The 13,030-nt window shown below is 52.3% G+C and carries 18 protein-coding genes and 2 pseudogenes; 7 read left to right on the forward strand and 13 right to left on the reverse strand.

The window, feature by feature from the left end; genetic code table 11:
• Positions 1 to 13: 13 nt before the first annotated feature.
• The gene (locus AC3Y5R_RS11660) at positions 14 to 262 is read right to left on the reverse strand and encodes a GlsB/YeaQ/YmgE family stress response membrane protein (protein ID WP_489921463.1); all 249 of its coding nucleotides are present in this window, start codon (positions 260 to 262) and stop codon (positions 14 to 16) included.
• Between the two features lie 174 nt (positions 263 to 436).
• On the opposite strand from AC3Y5R_RS11660, the gene AC3Y5R_RS11665 reads away from it, so the two are divergent.
• Both AC3Y5R_RS11665 and AC3Y5R_RS11670 read left to right on the forward strand, forming a co-directional pair.
• On the forward strand, positions 437 to 1,174 hold the full coding sequence (locus tag AC3Y5R_RS11665; protein ID WP_489921464.1) for a flagellar brake protein: 738 nt from the start codon (positions 437 to 439) through the stop codon (positions 1,172 to 1,174).
• 219 nt (positions 1,175 to 1,393) lie between these two features.
• On the forward strand, positions 1,394 to 1,630 hold the full coding sequence (locus tag AC3Y5R_RS11670) for a hypothetical protein (protein WP_489921465.1): 237 nt from the start codon (positions 1,394 to 1,396) through the stop codon (positions 1,628 to 1,630).
• On the opposite strand, the gene emtA is transcribed toward AC3Y5R_RS11670, so the two are convergent.
• Complete coding sequence (emtA, locus tag AC3Y5R_RS11675) at positions 1,615 to 2,241, reverse strand: membrane-bound lytic murein transglycosylase EmtA (RefSeq protein ID WP_370521114.1); 627 nt, start codon at positions 2,239 to 2,241, stop codon at positions 1,615 to 1,617. The two genes, AC3Y5R_RS11670 and emtA, sit on opposite strands and share 16 nt — an antisense overlap.
• A 291-nt stretch (positions 2,242 to 2,532) precedes the next feature.
• Between emtA and ldcA the strand changes: the two genes are divergently transcribed.
• Together ldcA and AC3Y5R_RS11685 are read left to right on the forward strand one after the other, a co-directional pair.
• Positions 2,533 to 3,459, forward strand: coding sequence for a muramoyltetrapeptide carboxypeptidase (gene ldcA / locus AC3Y5R_RS11680; protein ID WP_489921466.1), 927 nt, complete (start codon positions 2,533 to 2,535; stop codon positions 3,457 to 3,459).
• Positions 3,460 to 3,475: 16 nt separating this feature from the next.
• On the forward strand, positions 3,476 to 4,138 hold the full coding sequence (locus tag AC3Y5R_RS11685) for an MBL fold metallo-hydrolase (RefSeq protein ID WP_489921467.1): 663 nt from the start codon (positions 3,476 to 3,478) through the stop codon (positions 4,136 to 4,138).
• Between the two features lie 6 nt (positions 4,139 to 4,144).
• Here AC3Y5R_RS11685 and AC3Y5R_RS11690 read toward each other — a convergent pair whose 3' ends face one another.
• The 3 genes from AC3Y5R_RS11690 to AC3Y5R_RS11700 form a co-directional block, all read right to left on the reverse strand.
• A complete protein-coding gene (locus AC3Y5R_RS11690) occupies positions 4,145 to 4,558 on the reverse strand; it encodes a GNAT family N-acetyltransferase (RefSeq protein WP_489921468.1) in 414 nt (137 codons plus the stop codon).
• Positions 4,559 to 4,651: 93 nt separating this feature from the next.
• Positions 4,652 to 5,059 (reverse strand): hypothetical protein, encoded by a 408-nt coding sequence (locus AC3Y5R_RS11695; protein WP_158783012.1) that lies wholly within the window; start codon positions 5,057 to 5,059, stop codon positions 4,652 to 4,654.
• A 113-nt stretch (positions 5,060 to 5,172) separates the two neighbouring features.
• Positions 5,173 to 5,400 (reverse strand): YgdI/YgdR family lipoprotein, encoded by a 228-nt coding sequence (locus tag AC3Y5R_RS11700; protein ID WP_489921469.1) that lies wholly within the window; start codon positions 5,398 to 5,400, stop codon positions 5,173 to 5,175.
• Positions 5,401 to 5,513: 113 nt separating this feature from the next.
• On the opposite strand from AC3Y5R_RS11700, the gene AC3Y5R_RS11705 reads away from it, so the two are divergent.
• Positions 5,514 to 5,759, forward strand: a complete 246-nt coding sequence (locus tag AC3Y5R_RS11705) for a DinI-like family protein (protein WP_158783013.1) — start codon at positions 5,514 to 5,516, stop codon at positions 5,757 to 5,759.
• A gap of 140 nt (positions 5,760 to 5,899) precedes the next feature.
• Positions 5,900 to 6,139, forward strand: coding sequence for a hypothetical protein (locus tag AC3Y5R_RS11710; RefSeq protein ID WP_489921470.1), 240 nt, complete (start codon positions 5,900 to 5,902; stop codon positions 6,137 to 6,139).
• Positions 6,140 to 6,149: 10 nt separating this feature from the next.
• Here the strand turns inward: AC3Y5R_RS11710 and AC3Y5R_RS11715 are convergent, their stop codons facing one another.
• The 6 genes and pseudogenes from AC3Y5R_RS11715 to AC3Y5R_RS11740 all read right to left on the reverse strand — a co-directional run bounded on the left by AC3Y5R_RS11715 (position 6,150) and on the right by AC3Y5R_RS11740 (position 8,889).
• The gene (locus AC3Y5R_RS11715) at positions 6,150 to 6,350 is read right to left on the reverse strand and encodes a hypothetical protein (RefSeq protein WP_489921471.1); all 201 of its coding nucleotides are present in this window, start codon (positions 6,348 to 6,350) and stop codon (positions 6,150 to 6,152) included.
• 721 nt (positions 6,351 to 7,071) lie between these two features.
• Positions 7,072 to 7,325: pseudogene (locus AC3Y5R_RS11720) on the reverse strand (amylovoran biosynthesis protein AmsF); the annotation flags it as partial.
• Between the two features lie 122 nt (positions 7,326 to 7,447).
• Complete coding sequence (locus tag AC3Y5R_RS11725; protein ID WP_489921472.1) at positions 7,448 to 7,855, reverse strand: hypothetical protein; 408 nt, start codon at positions 7,853 to 7,855, stop codon at positions 7,448 to 7,450.
• A 77-nt stretch (positions 7,856 to 7,932) separates the two neighbouring features.
• Positions 7,933 to 8,169: pseudogene (locus AC3Y5R_RS11730) on the reverse strand (DUF7940 domain-containing protein); the annotation flags it as partial.
• 62 nt (positions 8,170 to 8,231) lie between these two features.
• A complete protein-coding gene (locus tag AC3Y5R_RS11735) occupies positions 8,232 to 8,522 on the reverse strand; it encodes a phage holin family protein (RefSeq protein WP_489921473.1) in 291 nt (96 codons plus the stop codon).
• Positions 8,509 to 8,889, reverse strand: a complete 381-nt coding sequence (locus AC3Y5R_RS11740; protein WP_489921474.1) for a putative holin — start codon at positions 8,887 to 8,889, stop codon at positions 8,509 to 8,511. Before AC3Y5R_RS11740 ends, AC3Y5R_RS11735 begins: the two co-directional genes overlap by 14 nt.
• A 320-nt stretch (positions 8,890 to 9,209) precedes the next feature.
• Between AC3Y5R_RS11740 and AC3Y5R_RS11745 the strand changes: the two genes are divergently transcribed.
• On the forward strand, positions 9,210 to 10,040 hold the full coding sequence (locus AC3Y5R_RS11745; RefSeq protein WP_489921475.1) for an alpha/beta fold hydrolase: 831 nt from the start codon (positions 9,210 to 9,212) through the stop codon (positions 10,038 to 10,040).
• Positions 10,041 to 10,372: 332 nt separating this feature from the next.
• Here the strand turns inward: AC3Y5R_RS11745 and guaD are convergent, their stop codons facing one another.
• Both guaD and AC3Y5R_RS11755 read right to left on the reverse strand, forming a co-directional pair.
• On the reverse strand, positions 10,373 to 11,707 hold the full coding sequence (gene guaD, locus AC3Y5R_RS11750) for a guanine deaminase (RefSeq protein ID WP_489921572.1): 1,335 nt from the start codon (positions 11,705 to 11,707) through the stop codon (positions 10,373 to 10,375).
• A gap of 334 nt (positions 11,708 to 12,041) precedes the next feature.
• Positions 12,042 to 12,917 carry an aldo/keto reductase family oxidoreductase gene (locus AC3Y5R_RS11755; protein ID WP_489921476.1) on the reverse strand — a complete coding sequence of 292 codons (876 nt, stop codon included), beginning with the start codon at positions 12,915 to 12,917 and terminating at the stop codon, positions 12,042 to 12,044.
• Positions 12,918 to 13,030: the final 113 nt, after the last annotated feature.

Consider the following 13,030-nt stretch of genomic DNA (forward strand, 5'->3'; position numbering starts at 1 on the left):
TATTTCGGGTTCGTCAGCTTTTGACTTTGCGGTAGATCCACAGCACCACGATCGCGCCAATCACGGCGACCACAAAGCTGCCAAAGTTGAAGCCATCCACCTTTCCGAAGCCAAAGAAGGTACTGATCCAGCCACCCACCACGGCACCCACCACCCCCAGGATCATGGTGATGATGAAACCACCACCATCACGACCAGGCATGATCCATTTAGCGATGATCCCGGCGATCAGACCAAAAATGATCCATGACAAAATACCCATTTACTGCTCCTTTATTTTTCCTGTTAAGACGGCATTAGTATAGGCCAGGATTATAACTCTGTGATTTGAATCCAAACTTTTTTTCAGACAAGTCTAAAGGCTCACGCCGCGTTGCCGATAATTCGTCCTGTCACCGCTGACAGCGCGTTTTTTGACATTCAACTGGAGTCGAATGTGAAAGAAGAAGATAAAGAACAGTACCTCAAGCGTGGCCCGCTGGCCGTGCTGGGCGTTTTGAAGAATCTGCTGAAGAACGAAACGCCAGTGATGGTTTCACACAGCAGAGGACAGTTTATTACCAAATTGCTCTCCGCCGACCAGGACCGCCTGGTGGTCGATTACGGCAGCAATGACTACGACAACCAGCTGGCTTTGGAGGCTCAGGAGCTGTATCTGACGGCGGAAACGCACGGTGCAAAAGTGGAGTTTGCTCTCACCTCACTTGAAGCCGCCAGCCATGACGGGCTGCCTGCGTTTGGTGCCGACCTGCCAGACTTGCTGTGGATGATCCAGCGCCGCGAGTTTTTCCGCGTCTCTGCCCCACTCGATCCGGTCTTTTACTGCTACGTGAACTGGCCGGACGGCAGCGGCGAAGGCCGGATGCGTCTGCAGGATCTATCGCTGGGCGGGATTGGCGTGCTGGGTGACTCTACCGTACCAGCTGGTCTGAAAGGCGGAGAACAGTTCAGGCAATTGCGCGTGGAGCTGGGTGAATATGGCCGTTTTGAAGTGGATGCGCAGTTGATCAACGTCGGGAAACGCAGTGTGGTGGGCAATAAAAATGAAACTGTGGTGACTCCCCGTCTCAGCTTCCGTTTTGTCACCATGAATGCCGGGCAGGAACGTCAGCTGCAGCAGGTGATCTTCTCGCTGGAGAGGCTGGCCCGTGATAAAGCCAACCGCTTCCAGTAACGCTGTTCTTCGGGCCGCCGCAGCAGCCCTTAGCCCTCAGATAGTTTTGTTCTCAAGCACTATCTCACCTTTTAATTATTCAGGCGTTTTCAGGAATGGCGGTTACACCGCATTGAGGATATACAGACCAGCGTAAATGTTCAGTACGCCCCGGCTACCAGCCTTCCGTAGAAGGCACCGGCGATTGCCGGTAAAGCAATCGAAGAGATCCAGGGGCCAATGACGCTCAGACCCAACGAGAAAGTGAACCGGTGGAAGATGTGGCTTCAGCGCACCGCGCTGCCGGAAGCGATTGGTTTTGCCTGTAAGGTCAGCGCATTCCATCCAGAAATATGGCGGGCAGAGTTGGTTCCCTTAACTTGCCGGGCTGAAAAGCGAGCTGGCAACGGCACATGTCTGGCAGGAAGCTGGCGGGCTGGAAATCAGCCCGCCGCTGAACATCAGATGGTGCGGTAAGCCGTGGTGACTTTCCACAGATAGCGTGGGGCCTGAGCGGCCGGATGTTTATCCTGCACGTGCTGATAAAACTCTTCCGGAGTCATCGAGTTAATCATCGCAATCGCCCGATCCCTGTCGCGGGAGAAGGTTCTCAACAGCGCACCCGCGCCGTTGGCATAGGAAACAATCGTCGCATAGCGCATTGTTTCCGGATTACGGATGCCGGACAGCGACTGGTCCTGCAGGATTTTCAGGTACGCCGTGCCGATATCAATGTTCTTCACCGGGTCACGCAGCTCCGAGCTGGTTGGCTGGCCACGTCGTCCCTGCACCCGATACACTTCACGCCCCGCCGTGGAGGCTTTAATCTGCATCAATCCAATGGCATTCGACTTGCTGACTACCGTTGGATTGCCGCCCGATTCGACCGAAATAATCGCGTCAACCAGCTTCTGATCGATGCCATAGTTATGGGCCGCATTCTCGGTAAACAGTGACCAGGCCTGCGCCACCTTTTCCGGTGGGGCTTTGGTCAGCGGCGTTTGCTGCTGCTGAGTCACTGTCTGTTTGTGGGGTTCACTGGCGCAGCCCGCCAGCAGTAACACACCCAGTATCGAAACTGTTTTCACGCTTATCACGCTATATTCATCCTCAGAGCCTTAGCCTCGCGCTTTATCATATCTGCTGCCGGGCAAGAGAAAATTACCGTAACTCTGAATTTCACCGGGGTGAGAGTGACTTCAGGGCGGCTTTTCGTCATCATCAGTCGTATTGGACCGCCAGTGGCGTAAAATGATTCACCAGCTCTGCATAAAAATCACACAATTTGCAGCAAAAGGCGACTTTTTTTATTCCGGAGCGGAGAAAGGCTATTGAAAAGCGGCCATTCCTGCGCCGCTTTGAGGGTAAAAGTGAAGATTATGTCGATTACTCCCCGCTCTTTTCATCTGATTGCTCCTTCTGGCTATTGTCATAATCAGCAGGCGGCACAGCTGGCCGTGGAACGGCTGCTGGCTCAGGGGCATCAGGTCGCTAACGCTGAAGCGATCCTCCGCCGTGAGCAACGTTTCGCGGGCAGCGATGCCGAGCGCCTGGCTGACCTCCATCAATTAATCCAGCCTGATTGCCAGCCTGATATCGTGCTGGCCGTCCGCGGCGGCTATGGCGCAACCCGCCTGCTGCCCCACTTCGATGCCACAGCGCTGGCCGTCCGTCTGGCAACATACCCGCTGGCTATTTGCGGCCACAGCGACTTTACCGTTATCCAGCTGGCTCTGCTGCAACAGGGTGCCATTACCTTCAGTGGGCCGATGCTGGCAGGCAATTTTGGCGCTGAGGCTTTATCTGATTTCACTGTCGATCACTTTTGGCGCGCGCTGACTTCGCCTAAATTTACTGTTGAGTGGCAAACGGAACGGCACGAACAGCAGGTTGATGTCTCTGGCAGGATCTGGGGCGGCAATCTGGCCATGCTAGTTTCGCTGGTCGGTACGCCATGGATGCCGCAGATTGATGACGGCATTCTGGTGATCGAGGATGTGAATGAACATCCGTTCCGCGTGGAACGAATGCTGCTACAGCTGGCACAGAGCGGCTTGCTGGCACGACAAAAAGCGATCGTCACCGGGAGTTTTACCGGAGCAAAACTGACTGATTACGACAATGGCTACGACTTTGACAGCGTCTGGACGCTGATACGTCAGGTCACTGGCCTGCCGCTGGTAACCGGTCTGGAATTTGGCCATCACTGGAATACCGTGACGCTGCCGCTGGGCGCTCAGGGACACCTGCAGGTCAATGGCACCACCAGCAAGCTGACGCTATCAGGACACCCGACGCTGCCGTAAACATCCGGGAGCACCCATGAAGCAGCTGTATGAAGACCTCTGGGTATCCACACCGGAGTTTCCGCCCAATGAATTTGAACCAGCGCTGATGATGCATGGTTTCCTGCTGCAACATGGACGTGGCAATCTGCTGATTTCAAGGATTGAGAATGCTGAAGACCATAACGCGATTGGCGATCTTGGCGGCTCAATCCGTCACTATCTCACCCACTGGCATGAAGCGGGACCGGGCGCCCGCATCCTGCAACAACGCTTCAATTCCGCTCTTTACTGCCATAACCGTGCGCTGGGGCCGATCAGTACATTTGCTGAGGCTGACGACACTTTTAACCAGGCTGAAGTACACTGCGGCAGTTTTCACGTGGTGCCAACACCAGGCCACACGCCGGGCAGCACCAGCTATCTGTATGCTTCACCCTACGGCAAAACGTACCTGTTCGTTGGCGATACGGTTACGCTTTATCATGACCGATGGGTCACGGTGCTGGTGCCTGAGAGCAATGAAGCCGACCTGAAACAGTCGCTGGAGTTTTACCGCGCGCTGCGGCCAGATGTGATCCTGATGGGTACAACAACCGCGCATCTCTCCTGGCAGGAGGTAACCATGCGTGAGTGGCTGGCGTTGCTGGATGAAGCGGAAAGTTCGCCGCTGGATCTGCGCCAGCGGCTGCCCGAGTAGCCGGGCTTAAAGCGTTTTAGTCAGATAAAAGCGCTGATGAACCCGGGGATATTCATCCAGTTGAAAGCGTACAACATAGCCCAGCTTTTCGTAAAAAGGCCGGGCCTGGAAACTGGCGGTATCAACCTGCGCATACACGCAGCCGCGCAGGCGAGCCTCTTCCTCAGCCGCTTTCATCAACGCCGTACCTGCCCCTTGCCCGCGAAGAGACTCGCTGACCCACAGCATATTGATCCTTAGCCAGTTGCCAAGGGTAGAGCCGGTCAGTCCTGCAAGTTTGCGGCCTTCCGGTCCGTTGATAAACACCCCGATGTCTTTCATCTCATCGATGTTGATGTGCTTTGCGTTGAAGGCAACTAACCCTGCCAGGACTTCGGCAAGATCTTCCGGTGTCGGGTTGTGCGATAAAATGACTTCCATCCTTAATTCTCCGTTGTGATCAAGGAACCTGATAGCAGAGGGTCACAGCTGTGGAAAGAATCAGTACAGAAACAGATTACATTTAAATCAGGATCAGGATTCTACATTCCCGGACGCATCGGTGCGTTGCAGGGTTACCGTGCTGTTCTCTTTCTCGCTGGTGCGGCTGCAGGGCACCAGCTTCTGGCCGCCACTATAAGAGAAATAAGTTTCGTCATCGGACTTATTGACGATCATCTGGTCGCCATTGCGGAACAGCGTTATCGCCACTTTCACGCCGTTATCGGTACGGGACTGCTGGTCCCCGGCGGCTATCTGAAAGTTATCACCTGGCCACATAACGGTGGTCAGGCCATACTGGGCGTTGGTCACAGTCATGGTCGGACGACCCGGGCAGGTAATCTGGAACTCGGTGTTAAGCATTGGCGGCGAGGCGTTCGAGCCCCAGGCCGCAATTGAGGTGCAGGCCAGTAAGCCTCCGGTGACTAAAGTGCGAATCATGGGCAGGGTTCTCCAGGCTTTCTCTCTGATTTCGTTAACATTCAGGCCAAAAAGCCTGGCACACAATTCTGCCCATGTCGCCTGGTTTACACAATCAGACTCCGCCTGGAGTCTCAGTTGTTCAGGCTGCTCATCTCTTTGATATCCGCCTGGTTAACCGCCTGCTGCTTACCGTTTTCGTCGGTGTAAATCACCATGCCGGTGGCTTTATCCTCCTGCGGCTTGCCCTGCACCACCACGGTACTGCCATCTTTCATATGCATCACATGGTCGCTGGAACACCCGGCCAGCAGCGCTGTCGTCGCCAGAATGATCGCCATAATCAGTTTGTTTTTCATCATGCATTCCCTTTTGTTGTAAGACCCTAACCAGTGTAGTTCAGCATAAAAAGTTATTGAAGATTGCCGCATTTAACTGTATTTTTATCCAGCACTTGCAACCAGGATCCCCTCACATGTTTGTTGAACTGATTTACGATAAGCGCAACGTCGCCGGTTTGCCCAATGCACAGGAACTGATCCTGAACGAGCTGGAGAAGCGGATCCAGCGCGTGTTTCCGGATGCCGAAGTGAAGGTCAAACCCATGCAGGCCAACGGGGTAAAAACCGATGCCAGTAAGAGTGACAAGTCAGTGATGCTGCGGATCATTGAAGAGATGTTTGATGAAGCGGACCAGTGGCTGGTCGCAGAAGAGTTTTAAGTTCTCAACGCTTTGCTGGCTTGATATTCACGGTTAAAGCGTAAATATTGCCACTCCGCACCAGGAACCGAATTCGTTGCCTAAAGTTTTACCGCCCTTCGCCGAAGATGTTCACAAGACCACTCTCTGGGAACATCATTATGGCTATTATTTTCATCCCTTCGCTGGCAGGGCTGCTGCTGAATGCCGAGCAGCGCAAAGGCTGTTTACTGACTCAGCAGGAAGTGGAAGCCATCCGCGACAGCGCTACCTGTATCTCCGTGCCGGACGGCATAGCGCGAAATCTGGATCCCTCCAGGGGATACACGGATATCGATCCGCAAAGATGTTGGGAAGAGTGGTCACTCTCCCGCACTGCCGGTCTGGTTAAAAGCGCCTGACCCGCAGAAATTACCCTTTTGCCCTCTGGGCTATTTCGGCATACAGCAGATCGTATACCTTTGCCGCATGAGCTGAGCTGTCCCGCAGCATCTGGATCGCCTCTTCCAGCGTTTGCGGCTCAATCTGACCCACAATGCGCCAACCTAAGGCAATGTTCTTCGCCTCTTCCAGTCGATTGGGCTGATGTTCAACGGACGCAGCTTCTGACACAGAATTCTCCTGATTTGAGTTTTGGCCCTATTTTACGGACCATCGTCTTGCCATCTCAACCCTTGTTTTTTTCAGTAACCTCATTTTGGCGTATATTTACGATTTTTTGACGAAAAAGGCTGTTTCCTGAGCCAAAAATGCTCCCTGGTCGCAAAAATACAGACTAATCCTGGGCGCCGAACTGCACTATTTCACCGTTTTTAGTCTACTGCCAGCCCTTTTTTATTAAAAAAATCGCCAGTTTCATTCAGACTTAAAAAAAACTGCCTTTTCGGGCGGTTTCAGCTTCCTCTAATTGATTAGCTAGAGTAAGGGAATTTTCGGTCAGTCCCGTTGACATTAAGGGTGATGTATCCTGCAGGAGCAGTGCCCTCATGTGTTGCAGCCTCAGCCGTTGCCATGGTAACTACGCCGTTTTCATGCGCGTCTGTCCCCGCCAATCCATTATGAAAACTTAAGCGTGTGTCAGGGGTCACTGTACCAATAGTGGTCTCATCAGTGACCGCTGACAGATCCGCTGTAAACAAGGAACACTCCCCGGATTCGCGGCGGTTCCTGACGGATTGGTCGTGGACAGCTTGCTGACCATTTCCAGCATCCACTGCTGATTGACCTTCTGAAAAGCGAATTTACCGATGCGGTACCAGGTATCCGTCGTTGAGGTATTGGTCAGCTTATAGCCGCTGTACCACCCTGCTTTCATCGAGCCGGTCATCACCGTGCCGTCACCCTTCGCGCCAAAGTGATAAAGATTGACCAGCCCGGTGTCGTTAATGATGCGCTTCCAGTAAAAGCCGCTGCCCTTTGCCATCGAACCTCCGTCACCGGCCAGCGTGGTGGTCCCCAGGAAACCGACAAAATCACCGCCTCCGTGGAAGGAAGAGTCCTTGTCGTAGTAACGTTGAGTGCGGCAATGTCTCCCGCTTTGGTTGGTGAGGTGGTGCTCAGATCTGCAAAGCAGTTCACTTCGATCATAATTACCTCCAGTGTGGTTCAGCGATTTACGATGGGATGCCCGGTTGGGCCAGAATGACAGGGCGTCAGAGCGACGCCCTGAGGAGTTGTTTCTGCAAACGGTCAGGCTGGTTCATTGAAAATTATTTCGCGACCAGCTTCTGGGCCAGCGCGACAATTTCTCTGAACTCGCCAACGTCGTGACCAATAAAATTGAGCAGTTTGCCCACTTTATCCAGCAGAGGATCATTGGCGATAAGACTGCCAGCCTGCCCAGTGCTGCTGGCGACTGGGTCGGCCTGAGCCAGTGTCAACCTGGAATCAGTAACAGCTGCAATGGGGGTAATACTGTTAACCGCCACCGGATCCGACATCACCTGAGCGTGAAGCGAATCATAAGCGGCGGTAGCGGCAACCGGGCCGGATGCCAGTTGTGGTTGAGTGACGGTGGTATCCACTGCCGCTGTGGCTGGTGCAATGGTTGTGGTCTCTGTTGCTGCCTGCGGAGCAGTAGCGGTTGCTGCATCGGTATTTTGAGTGATATCAGTCATGATTATTTCCTCTTTACGTTTACAACGTGTTTTGCCAGCGGGCAGATGCCTGCCGGCTCTTTGCAGCGAAAGGCTGGCTATGGGTCCCCTCCGCTATTCAGTTTTTGTCTGGCATTGGCCAGGCAGTTCTGCCGGACAAACTGCGACATCACCGCCATCGCCACCATAAAAGCCCCGATCAGACCGAGGTAGTTTTGCGGGATAACGGCTTTCACATCCGGTGGTAACATCTGCCAGGCCTGCATGGCAGAGTCCGGAAACGACTGCACCCAGGCGCAGATTGCCGACCCGAGTGACGCCAGCCAGACCGACCAGTTTTAAACAGCAAACAAGGCCTGTCTGTAGGGTGGTTACTTATTAAAATGACGAGGCAATACTACCTGTCCGGTGGCCTGAGCACGGCCAGCAGTCGGGCCACATTGCCTTTTGAGCGGAATACCGCGGCACAGATGATCAGATTAATCATCACTGCCGCCCAGCTGGTGTGTTCATAATGATCAAAGAAATAGCGGAAAGGGACGGAGGCATAAGACAGCACGATCATATAAGCCAGCCATGACGCCCACCACTCATGCCTGGCTCCGGGTTTACGAAACAGCATCAGTCGTAAAACGATGGAGCTACAGACGGCGACATTCACCAGCACCAGAGGATCATTTGTGACCATGGAAGCCTCCTTTCCAGCGAGCCAGCCAGGCGACCGGGTCCTGCTGGTTGAAAAACGTTAAGGTTTTGATAGCCAGAGCGGAGAGCAGCACCGCTCCCAACCCATCCAGCGGCCTCTCGCTGTAACCCAGAACTTCAGCCAGTTTGGCACCGGCCAGACCGGCGCCAAAAACACCGAAAATCATTGAGACAAGGAAGTAAGACGCCCGCACCCACAGCCGCAGATCGGCGGCACCGGCAACATAAAAAACAGCGCCAGCAAAAGCGCCAAAAAGTACGCTGAAATTCACTCCGCCCAGATGACTGGACAGCGCAATTCCGGCTGAAGATGCAGCACTAATGCTAACGGCGATAAGATGACCAGACATAATGCCCCCTTTTTGCGACAGCCCTTCCCATCAGGATGAGAAATAAAAAAACCCCGGCCGGGGCCGGGGTCGTAACTGCATTGACTAAGCTGAAGCAGCTGATGGTAATACTTTAGGTTGGGGAATGCGTACGCGTGAAAAATTTATAAAATTATTTTTGCCGCTGAAATTTATCCCGGGTCACTTCCCCCGATTCACATCGTGCTGAGCCTGATTCAATGGGGACAGGCCCGCCATTTTGGGCTAGCCTTTAACTGCTTTCTTTTTAAGCAGATTCAGTTTTGTCCACTGGACCAGGCCCTGAATAAAGGAGTGAAAACATGTCATCGAGCAGCTATCTGAAACTGAAAGATGGAACCCATTTGTACTATAAAGACTGGGGAGAAGGACAGCCGGTTGTGTTCAGCCATGGCTGGCCATTGTCCGGCGATGCATTTGAAGATCAGATGTTTTTTCTCGCGTCGAACGGATACCGTGTCATCGCCCATGACCGACGTGGGCATGGCCGCTCTTCTCAACCCTGGCAAGGCAACACCATGGACCAATACGGCGACGATCTGGCTGAACTGACTGCTGCGTTGGATCTCAACGAAGCGATCCATGTCGGACATTCAACTGGCGGTGGCGAAGTTGCCCGCTACATTGGCCGTCACGGCACCGCTCGCGTGGCCAAAGCCGTTCTGATTGGTGCTGTCCCTCCAGTTATGATCAAGACCGACTGGAACCCGGGTGGACTCCCGCGAACGGTTTTTGACGGTATCCGCGAGGGTGTGCAAAACGATCGCTCCTCCTTCTTTAAAGAGCTCTCCACGGCATTTTATGGTTTCAACCGCGACACGGCAAAAGTTTCCCAGGGCCTGAAAGACAGCTTCTGGCTGCAGGGGATGCAGGGATCAATTAAATCGCTGTACGACTGCATTCAGGCCTTTTCAGAAACAGATCAGCGAGAGGATTTAAAAAAAATGACGGTTCCCACTCTGGTCATCTACGGCGATGATGACCAGATAGTTCCTCCCGCGTCTTCCAGCGAGGCGGCGGTGAAACTGCTGCCTGACCCGACAGTAAAAGTCATTGCTGGCGCTTCTCATGGGTTGTGCAGCACGCACAAGGATCTTATTAATCAGGAATTGCTTAGCTTTATTAAATCCTGATGGACAGACACAAACGGGAGCATGCGCTCCCGTTTCTGCTATTCAGGACGAGTTCCTCCCACCTCATTTCCTCCTGAGGTTTACCCCATCACACTTTTCAATCAATAATATCCCATTGAATGAAAGTGCTTTCCCATTGATACTATCGTGCCAAGGGGTTCATGCTGAGGATAAGCAATGCGTCGTAAACTGATCTGGTCGCTGGTTATGCTAATTGTTTTAGGGCTCCTGTTTGTGGCTATAACGTCAGTTCCGTTAAGGCTTAAGATTGAAAATTTACTCTACGAACTCGCCCAGGTAATCCTGCAACGCCGGGCACCTTAGCGCCTGAGCTACTTAGCTTTGTTTCCCATTATATATGTATGTTCTACTGTACGGTCATCCCCCATTATTTCCATCGGAAAGATAACATCTGCAGTATTTTTACTGTTCGCTGTTCTCATTTTCAGCAATTCTGTTGACGCCGGATTCAGCACCACAAAATCAGCTTCTTTCCCGTTTTCAAAACTGCCAATATATTTATCCAGCGAAAGCGCTTTGGCTCCCCCGAGCGTGGCGAGATATAAATTTTCCATTGGTGATAATGGCGTGACTTCCTGCGGATTCTCGCTATACGCTTTTCTTAATTGCGTAACTTTATAAGCCTCATCCATTACCTGAAGCAACGAGAAAGTTGTCCCTGCACCAATATCGGTTCCCAGACCAACATTGATATGATATTTCCGGGCTTTATCTAAATTAAATAAGCCGCTGCCTAAAAAAAGATTAGAGGTCGGGCAGAATGAAAAACTGGCCTGCTTCGCTTCTGCCACCGCATAATCCTGGTCATCAAGATGTTTAGCATGAGCAAAAATTGATTTGGCAGTGACCAGCCCATAGTGATCATAAACGTCGAGATAACTGCGGCTCCACGGAAACAGCTTTTTCACCCAGGCGACTTCCTGATTGTTTTCCGCCAGATGGGTATGCAGATACACATCCGGAAACTCCTTCAGCAATTTACCGGCTACGGCCAGCTCCGCGTCAGTTGAGGTGGGTGCAAAGCGTGGCGTAACCGCATACTCCAGACGCCCCTTATGCTGCCACTTCAGGATCAATGCTTTGCTCTGGCTGTAGGCGGTCTCAGGGGTGTCCAGCAAAGGTGCCGGAGCATTGCGATCCATCAGCACTTTTCCTGAAATTATCCGCATATTTTTCTGCAGCGCAGACTGGAAAAGTGCATCAACCGAAACAGGATTACTGGTGGCAAAAACCAGTGCAGTGGTGGTACCGTTATCAATCAGTTGGTTCAGAAATGTGTCGGAAACATGCGAATCATATTGCTTATCGCTGAATTTTTCTTCCGTTGGAAAAGTGTAGTCATTTAGCCAGCCGATTAACTGTTCGCCATAAGAACCTGTCATGCTGATTTGCGGGTAGTGAACATGTGTATCAATAAACCCTGGCGTGATTATCCGGCCGCGATAATCAACGATCTCTTTAACATCGTATTTTGTTTTCAGCGTCTCGCAATCACCTGCCGCAACAACCTTCCCCTCATCGGTAATTAACAATCCATCCTGATAGTTATGTACTGCTTCAGGATGCGACGCTGGATCCGCCGTAAAATACAAGACATCTCCCCTGTACCCAACCTTTTCCGCATGAGCAGCCAGAGAAACCAACATAACCGCGATACTACAGACAAACTTCTTCATTCCATTATCCTTAATAGCCTGAACTCCGTTTTCTTGCGTGGCTATATTAATTAATCGGTATTAAAAATAACCCCCCAGGATTGTAATGGTTTGTATCATGATATTTTACTGAAGCCTTACAGGCGGCATATCAATTTTTATTCCAGTTATCACGACAAAACAGAAGTCATTGTGTTACTACTGTGATGCTGTAATACCAAAATGGAATTTATGCCCGATGGTGTGTCTGGAGAGAATCACTGCAAGGATACCGGATTACAGTCGCAGGCTCTTTCTGTTTAGAAATGCCTGCGCCGGTCGAGGTTCAGGGGCTAACTGTTGAAATACCGTTCAGCTTAGCGACGATCTCCGCCGACAGATCAAGCTCGCCTGCCGCCAGGTTTTCCTGCAGATGCTGCACGGAAGAGGTTCCCGGGATCAACAGGATATTTGGCGAACGCTGCAGCAACCATGCGAGAGCCACCTGCATTGGGGTAGCTTCAAGCTCAGTGGCAACCTCAGACAGTGTTGATGATTGTAGCGGAGAAAAACCACCCAGCGGGAAAAACGGCACATAGGCAATACCATCACGTGCCAGTTCATCAATAAGCCGATCGTCGTTACGATGAGCAACATTGTACATATTCTGCACGCAAACGATCTCCGTCAGCTGCCGTGCTTCGTCAACCTGGGCGTGCGTGACGTTGCTCAGACCAATATGGCGAACCAGTCCCTGCTGCTGCAGCGCGATTAATGCTGTCAGCTGTTCCTCAATCGATCCTTCAGCCGGGCCGGAACGGTCAAACATGATCCGCAAATTGACCACGTCCAGTACCTCAACGTCCAGGTTGCACAGGTTGTCATGAACCGCCTGGGTTAGCGCGTCAGGGGATGAGGCTGGCAACCAGTCTCCCGTTTCTGAGCGTCTGGCCCCGATTTTGGTCACCAGAGTGAGATCGTCAGGGTATGGCGAAAGCGCTTCGCGGATAATCTGGTTGGTGACTTGGGGACCATAGAAGTCGCTGGTATCAATATGATTAACACCCGCCGCAATGGCAGCCCGCAGAACGGCGACCGCCGCATCCCGATCCTTTGGTGGCCCAAAAACGCCCGGGCCTGCAAGTTGCATTGCGCCGTAACCCAGCCGTCTTACGCTGCGGCTGCCAAGAGTGAACGTACTGGTGTGATGAATGCTGGTCATAGCTTTCCTCTTTAGGGGTACTGGTGGCTGATTTGCCCCATTCAGTATGTGAAGAATCCTTCAGTTTTTGAATTCGCATTCTGGCTGGGGGGAATTTCCACCAGAGAAACCGC

Source organism: Erwinia sp. 009765445 (assembly GCF_058137865.1).

Coding starts and splice junctions, on each gene's coding strand:
- AC3Y5R_RS11740 (WP_489921474.1), bottom strand. CDS start 8,889: ATGTCTGGTCATCTTATCGCCGTTAGCATTAGTGCTGCATCTTCAGCC.
- AC3Y5R_RS11700 (WP_489921469.1), bottom strand. CDS start 5,400: ATGATGAAAAACAAACTGATTATGGCGATCATTCTGGCGACGACAGCG.
- AC3Y5R_RS11670 (WP_489921465.1), top strand. CDS start 1,394: ATGACGCTCAGACCCAACGAGAAAGTGAACCGGTGGAAGATGTGGCTT.
- AC3Y5R_RS11705 (WP_158783013.1), top strand. CDS start 5,514: ATGTTTGTTGAACTGATTTACGATAAGCGCAACGTCGCCGGTTTGCCC.
- AC3Y5R_RS11745 (WP_489921475.1), top strand. CDS start 9,210: ATGTCATCGAGCAGCTATCTGAAACTGAAAGATGGAACCCATTTGTAC.
- AC3Y5R_RS11735 (WP_489921473.1), bottom strand. CDS start 8,522: ATGGTCACAAATGATCCTCTGGTGCTGGTGAATGTCGCCGTCTGTAGC.
- AC3Y5R_RS11710 (WP_489921470.1), top strand. CDS start 5,900: ATGGCTATTATTTTCATCCCTTCGCTGGCAGGGCTGCTGCTGAATGCC.
- AC3Y5R_RS11755 (WP_489921476.1), bottom strand. CDS start 12,917: ATGACCAGCATTCATCACACCAGTACGTTCACTCTTGGCAGCCGCAGC.
- AC3Y5R_RS11695 (WP_158783012.1), bottom strand. CDS start 5,059: ATGATTCGCACTTTAGTCACCGGAGGCTTACTGGCCTGCACCTCAATT.
- AC3Y5R_RS11660 (WP_489921463.1), bottom strand. CDS start 262: ATGGGTATTTTGTCATGGATCATTTTTGGTCTGATCGCCGGGATCATC.
- guaD (WP_489921572.1), bottom strand. CDS start 11,707: ATGTTGGTTTCTCTGGCTGCTCATGCGGAAAAGGTTGGGTACAGGGGA.
- AC3Y5R_RS11685 (WP_489921467.1), top strand. CDS start 3,476: ATGAAGCAGCTGTATGAAGACCTCTGGGTATCCACACCGGAGTTTCCG.
- AC3Y5R_RS11725 (WP_489921472.1), bottom strand. CDS start 7,855: ATGACTGATATCACTCAAAATACCGATGCAGCAACCGCTACTGCTCCG.
- AC3Y5R_RS11690 (WP_489921468.1), bottom strand. CDS start 4,558: ATGGAAGTCATTTTATCGCACAACCCGACACCGGAAGATCTTGCCGAA.
- ldcA (WP_489921466.1), top strand. CDS start 2,533: ATGTCGATTACTCCCCGCTCTTTTCATCTGATTGCTCCTTCTGGCTAT.